This is a genomic window from Bradyrhizobium sp. UNPF46 (assembly GCF_006658625.1).
Classification (GTDB): Bacteria; Pseudomonadota; Alphaproteobacteria; order Rhizobiales; family Xanthobacteraceae; genus Bradyrhizobium; species Bradyrhizobium nitroreducens.
This window is the reverse complement of the sequence record NZ_LFJB01000004.1, coordinates 1-3,172: the sequence shown is the minus strand read 5'-3', so window position 1 is coordinate 3,172 and position 3,172 is coordinate 1. Positions and strand designations below refer to the sequence as shown.

Genomic DNA, 3,172 nt, shown 5'->3' with positions numbered 1-3,172 from the left:
GCAGGTCGCATCTATCGACTTGACCAATGGCCAATCTGTCAGTGATGTGTCCGAACAGGCGTCAGCTATGTCTCCGGTCTAAACATCGAGCCGGGCGATCACACCGATGTTGCCGAACGAATATCTTGCTCGGCTCGCAGGTTTGACGATGACCGAATCAACCCTGGCGAGCCGGGAAGAGCGAGCCGCGCGACAAATCCGAATTTCGATAAAATGGAATTAGTCTGCGAGGCGGATCAACGGAGGTTGATACAGCCCCGGATTGAGCGGGCGGCACAGCCCCGCGCTTGCTCATTCCGTCATCCCGAGGCGCTCCCCATGGGACGCAACGCGTCCCGGAGCCTCGAAGGATGGACGGCCCCCGCTGCAGCAGGACGCACCCCCCTTCGCAGCCTGGCCGTCATCGCCGTTTGGGGCCCGCCGGCGAGGCCAGCACCTCCGAGACAACGGTCCTCACCCGGGTTATGGCGCGACCGCCATCACGCAGAACGGGCGCAAAAAAACACCCGGCGGTTTCCCGCCGGGTGTTCGTCGAAGTGCTTAGACAGATCTTACCAGTTGCGCTGAGCGCGGAGGATCATGGCGACCGAGTCCTGATCCTTCAGCTGGTAAACCGCGGTCGGCTTGGCCGTCGCGACGTTCGGGACGATACCAACCGTGCCGGAGTACTTCTGGTCGAGATGGGTCCAGGAGACGTCGGCCGAGAAGGTCAGGTTCTTGACCGGGGTCCAACGGGTGACGACACCCAGCTGGCCGATCGCGAAGTCCGGGTTACAACCCGTCACACCTGCCAGGCCACCGAACACGCCGCCAGCACCGCCGGCGCCGCAGAGGGTGGTCTTGGCCAGGGTACCGAACTGGGCCTGAGCGTAGGCACCGTACAGCGAGGAGTTCCAGGACGGATCCCAGTTGTGGGTGTACGCACCGCGGAAGCCCCAGGTCTTGACGGTTTCCTGGGAGCCGCCGGTCACGAACACCGTGTCGGGAGCGCTGGCGAAGCCGAGGCTGCCGTAAGCGCCAGCAACGCTCGAGCTACCGTACAGCGCGTAGGAGCTGCCCGAGAGGTTCTGGAAGTTATAGCGGGTCGCACCGTCGGTGTAGACACCCTGGATGTTGATCGTGTCACCCGCGCCGGTCGGGATGTTCTTGATCGACAGAGCGAGCTGAACGGCCCAGCCCCACTTGTCGTCGGGGTGGCCGGTGGTCTCGGTCGCTCCATAATAACCAACGTGGTTGTCATGCGCGGCCACCGACGCCTGGAAGAGGCCCCAGGCCTGGTCGACACGCACCTGACCGACGAGGTTCGGCGAACGCGAACCGCCGATGGCGTTGGTGCCGTACGAGCCGCCGATCATGCCGCCCGCGGTCGCGCCGGTCATGTTGACGTTGCCGGCCTGATAGTACTGGGTCGCATCTTCAGCCGAGAACGACGCCGTGATGCCCTGGCCGAAGTCGGCGGTGTAGGTGAACTGAGTGACACCAGTGACCGTGCCGCTGCCGCCGACGAGGTTGTCGGTGAGGTTGCCGGGATAGTTGGTCCAGGGCGCGTCGAACTGCGACACGGCCTTACCCATCGTGAAGCCCGCGAACTGGATGAAGGCGTAGTACACGCCGAGCGCACCGGCCGAGGTGTTGCCGTCGGTGCCGTTGACCGAACCGGAGCCGTTCGAACCGACGAGGGCGGTGCCCGCGGCGTTGAGGCCGAGCGTACCGCTGTACTGGGTGCCACCCGTTGCCGAACCGGTGCCCGAATAGTTACCGGTCGTCCAGGTGAAGACCGCATCGAAATAGGTGCGGACCACGCCGTACTCGGTGGCGGTGCGCGTGTCGATGTTCAGGTCTTCACGAGCACGGAAGGTGTAGTAGTTCGCAAGGCGGTTACGCGCGCCGGCAACACCGCCCTGATTCGGATTGAAGTCCGAGTTGGTGTTGAGGTTCGCGTCGGCGCGCAGATAACCACCCAGCTTGATGCAGGTGTCGGTGCCCGGGATGTAGTAGAAACCGGCGCCGTACAGCGAGCAGATCTTCACGTATTCGACCGCCTTGGCCTTCACGGGAAGATCGGCTGCGAACGCCCCGGAGGCGGCCATCAGGCCGGCAGCCGAGCCGAGCAAAAGCGTCTTCGTCAACTTCATTTGGTAAACCTCCAGGTCGATTCAGGGGGCTCGGCTTCCTCGGCGGACACCGCTTCACCCTCATAATTTCCGTTCAATTCAGATCCGTACCGAAAGTCCGGACTGAAACGACAGTGAGGTGCCCCCCCTCCGTCGTGCCTCACGTATAGTTTATAAAAACAACCGCCTCAATTTATTGATTTGATGAAATGTAAGTTCGGCGGGAGATGTTGCGTGAGAGCAACAGGAGCGCCCGACGGCGGCTCTAACGTACTGAATAAAAAGCAAAAAGCCCTCGGGGGGCATCCCGAGGGCTTTCTTGGAGGTCTCACATCGCTGTCCACCGACACGGTCAAGAGCAGCAAAGATTGAGTGCGATGAGACGTAATTCAATTAATTGAGTTCTGCAAGTACTAAACCGCCGAACCGTTTCTTCCGTGCGATGTCCGCCACCATTGTCTATGCGCGATATACGAGACGATTCCCCAATATCCGATTAAAAGACTGAACCAAGGAAACGGGGGGCAGCCACATGATCGAGAAAAAACTCGACAGGGCGATTACGGACTTCATCTGGAACGTCGTCGAAATCCACTCGCAGCTGGAGGACATCCACACCAGCTGGGCCGGGCTGCTCGGCATCACCGAGCCGCAATGGCTGATCCTGATGGCCATCACGGAACTGGACGAGGGACGAGGCGTCGCCGGGATCGAGATCGCAAACAAGCTGCGCGTTCACCCGGCCTTCGTGACCAACCAGACCAAGAGCCTCGAAAGGAGCGGCTTTCTATCGCGCCGGCCGGCAGCGGACGACGCACGCTTCGTCCTGATGTCGCTGACGGCGAAGGCCACGACGGAAATCGAGAAGCTGTCGAAGAGGAAGCTCGCCTTGAACTCGACCATGTTCAACGAGCTCGACGAGAAGTCCCTGGCCGAGCTGAACGCCGCGCTTGCAACGATTGCCAAGAACGCGCGGCTGGCTGCCCGGTTGCTGGCGATCGACGCATCGTGACCCGCCGATGCGCGGCTGACGCTGCTAGAGGCGGGGGGCGGGATCC

At 61.8% G+C, this 3,172-nt stretch carries 2 protein-coding genes; one reads left to right on the top strand and one right to left on the bottom strand.

Going from position 1 to position 3,172, the window contains the following annotated elements; translation table 11 throughout:
* Positions 1-551: 551 nt before the first annotated feature.
* Positions 552-2,135, bottom strand: a complete 1,584-nt coding sequence (locus tag UNPF46_RS03335) for a porin (protein ID WP_142249027.1) — start codon at positions 2,133-2,135, stop codon at positions 552-554.
* 511 nt (positions 2,136-2,646) lie between these two features.
* Between UNPF46_RS03335 and UNPF46_RS03330 the strand changes: the two genes are divergently transcribed.
* The gene (locus tag UNPF46_RS03330) at positions 2,647-3,126 is read left to right on the top strand and encodes a MarR family winged helix-turn-helix transcriptional regulator (RefSeq protein ID WP_142249026.1); all 480 of its coding nucleotides are present in this window, start codon (positions 2,647-2,649) and stop codon (positions 3,124-3,126) included.
* Positions 3,127-3,172: the final 46 nt, after the last annotated feature.

Excerpts from the sequence above, each read along its gene's own strand:
- UNPF46_RS03335 (WP_142249027.1), bottom strand. The coding sequence starts at position 2,135 with ATGAAGTTGACGAAGACGCTTTTGCTCGGCTCGGCTGCCGGCCTGATG.
- UNPF46_RS03330 (WP_142249026.1), top strand. The coding sequence starts at position 2,647 with ATGATCGAGAAAAAACTCGACAGGGCGATTACGGACTTCATCTGGAAC.